This is a genomic window from Flavonifractor sp. An306 (assembly GCF_002159455.1).
Taxonomy (GTDB): Bacteria; Bacillota; Clostridia; order Oscillospirales; family Oscillospiraceae; genus Flavonifractor.
The window spans coordinates 1-2,642 of record NZ_NFIQ01000154.1 but is presented as its reverse complement, the minus strand read 5'-3'; the positions used below and the strand labels follow the sequence as shown (position 1 = coordinate 2,642).

The 2,642-nt window shown below is 51.9% G+C and carries 2 protein-coding genes and 3 pseudogenes; 4 read left to right on the top strand and 1 reads right to left on the bottom strand.

Features of this window, described 5'->3' with window-relative positions:
* Positions 1-667 (bottom strand): recombinase family protein (locus tag B5F88_RS18995; RefSeq protein ID WP_242959894.1); only part of this gene is annotated, 667 nt, incomplete at its 3' end.
* 158 nt (positions 668-825) lie between these two features.
* Here B5F88_RS18995 and B5F88_RS18990 point away from each other — a divergent pair.
* From B5F88_RS18990 to B5F88_RS18975, 4 genes and pseudogenes are all read left to right on the top strand, one after another.
* Positions 826-1,032: pseudogene (locus B5F88_RS18990) on the top strand (ParA family protein); the annotation flags it as partial.
* A pseudogene (locus tag B5F88_RS18985) lies at positions 1,029-1,550 on the top strand (BRO family protein); the annotation flags it as partial. The pseudogenes B5F88_RS18990 and B5F88_RS18985, both read left to right, overlap by 4 nt.
* A gap of 327 nt (positions 1,551-1,877) precedes the next feature.
* Entirely contained in the window at positions 1,878-2,438 is a 561-nt protein-coding gene (locus B5F88_RS18980; protein ID WP_087936990.1) for a sigma-70 family RNA polymerase sigma factor, read from the top strand.
* A pseudogene (locus B5F88_RS18975) lies at positions 2,435-2,642 on the top strand (hypothetical protein); the annotation flags it as partial. The gene B5F88_RS18980 and the pseudogene B5F88_RS18975, both read left to right, overlap by 4 nt.

Below are 2,642 nucleotides of genomic sequence, written 5' to 3'. Positions count from 1 at the left end.
ATTCCCGTCCGGCCTTTTTGCGCTTGCCCCGGTGGTTATACATCTTAGCTCCGCAGTCAGCACAGAACACAAGGCCGGTCAGGGGATTGGCGACGCCGGTGGTATCTGTCCGGCGCACCGTCCGCTTCACCTGCTGGGCCAGCTGCCAGGTTTCCGGGTCAATGATGGCCTCGTGGGTGTTCTCAAAAATCAGCCAGTCGGACGGGTCATTTTTTACCCGTTTATCCCGGTAGGACTTCTTGGAAGAACGGAAATTGACGGTATGCCCCATATACTCCGGTTTCTCCAGCATGGAGCTGACCGTAAAGCCGTACCAGTCATAGGGGCGGCTGGTGTCCACGGTGTTCTTCCGGCTGCCTCTGCCGTTGCGTGCCAGATAATAGGCGGGGCACTCCACCTTTTCCTGTGTGAGTATCTTGGCAATCTCATGGGGGCCGTGCCCCTCCACTGCAAGCCGGAAGATCCGCCGCACCACGGCGGCGGCTTCCTCGTCCACCAGCCAGTGGTCCTTGTCCTCCGGGTCTTTTTTGTAGCCATAGATGGCGTTGTTGGTGGTGGGCTTGCCCGCCTTTCCCTTGACACGGTATGCTGCCGAAACCTTTTTGGACTGGTCACGCAGATACCATTCGTTGAACAGCGGTTGTTCGGGAAGGGTAAAGACAAACAAGCAGAAACCCAGTATTCATGCGGGTTTGCGGCGGGATGGCTCCCCAAAAGCTGAACTCAGATAAGACAGGCAGCAACACAATCGCATATTGTTTCTCCGGGAGAATGTTGATTTACGTCACATTCTCCCTTTTTTATTTCAGAAACGAGGTGATTGTTATGAACACGCAAATCATCGCCATCGCCAACCAGAAAGGCGGCGTTGGCAAGACAACGACCTGTGCGAACTTGGGCGTCGGGCTGGCACAGACCGGGAAGAAAGTGCTGCTGATCGACGGGGACCCGCAAGGCAGCCTGACCATCAGCCTGGGCCACCCCCAGCCGGACAAGCTGCCCTTTACCCTGTCCGACGCAATGGGCCGTATAGCAATCCGCGCAAGGCTGTCCGTGACCATACCAGGGGTGGAACAAAACGTTCCATAGGGGTCCAGACCGGAAAAAAGGCGGATGGAACCCCCGCCATGCAGATGGTGGAAATGCTTTTCATCCCTGAAGGCGATGTGTACCGCCTGATTGTCCATAGCAAGCTGCCGTCGGCGGAACGGTTTGAGAAATGGGTATTCGATGAGGTGCTGCCCACCATCCGAAAGCATGGGGCCTACATCACCAGGGAAAAGCTGTGGGAGATGGCGACTTCCCCGGAGGCCATGATGAAGCTCTGTTCCGACCTGCTGGCCGAGCGCGAGAAAAATGCGGCGCTGCGGGAGGAAAATGCCATGTTGGAGGGCAAGGCCGCCTTTTACGACCTGTTCATCGACCTCAAGCACAGCACCAACCTCCGTACCACCGCCAAGGAGCTGGTTGTGCCGGAGCGTCGCTTTGTCCGGTTTCTGCTGAAACAGCGGTTTGTATACCGCACGGCATCCGGGAATGTACTGCCCTATGGCAACATAAGGGACTTCCCCTTGCAGACAAAGAATTGCTACTTAAGCGAACCATAGCGGACAGTTATGATTACGCAGAGAACTACGATAAAATCAAAGTCCGTCCTATGGACATCAACACCAAGGGAGAGTTCCCGCTGGTAGTTTAAAAGGCAACCAGCAGTAGGACTATCGTTCATAACTGGATGGTAGTCCTATTGCTATATACTGCAGTGATAACAATATGGTATTATTGGATAGAAAAAAGTTTGAAAAAATGTGTGAGATTTGAGTTCAAAAGTTGTGTATATAGGTGAAAAGGTAAATAAGGAAGCGAGGTGAAAACCGATGGATGATGCACAGATAGTCCAATTATACTGGGATAGAAACGAGCAGGCCATCCATGCCACATCTGACAAATACGGGAACTACTGTACCTCGATTGCTAAGAATATACTGGGCAATCAGGAAGATGCTGAAGAATGTGTCAACGATACCTACTTAAACGCATGGAACGCCATGCCGCCGCACAGGCCGGGCATTCTGGCCGCATTCCTGGGGAAAATCACAAGAAACCTGTCGTTTAACCGGTATAAACACAATACCGCCGATAAACGAGGTAGCGGAGAATTGCCTGTGGTTCTGGAGGAACTTTCTGACTTGGTATCCGGCAGGGATGATGTGGAACAGGCGTTTGACCAAAAGGAACTCACGAAAGCCATTGATATATTTTTGGATGGTCTATCACCAAAGAAAAGAAGCATTTTTATCAGTCGATATTGGTACACCGACAGCATTTCAGAAATTGCCGTCCGGCACAATATGAGTGATGGAGCTGTATCCATGACCCTGAGCCGCATCCGCCGGAAGCTGCACAACTACCTTTTGGAAAGGGGGTTTGAACTATGACGAACGAAAAACTGTATGAAGTCCTCGGTGACATCAATGAGAAGCATATCAGCGAGGCAAGGGCCTATCACAAAGCAAAGAAGCCTGGCTGGGTAAAGTGGGGAACTATGGCTGCTTGCCTTTGCTTTGTAATTTGTATTGGAACTTACTTTGCATACAAGTTTAATCCCGACGGTGGTGGCTTCGGAAATGGTGACGCAACAT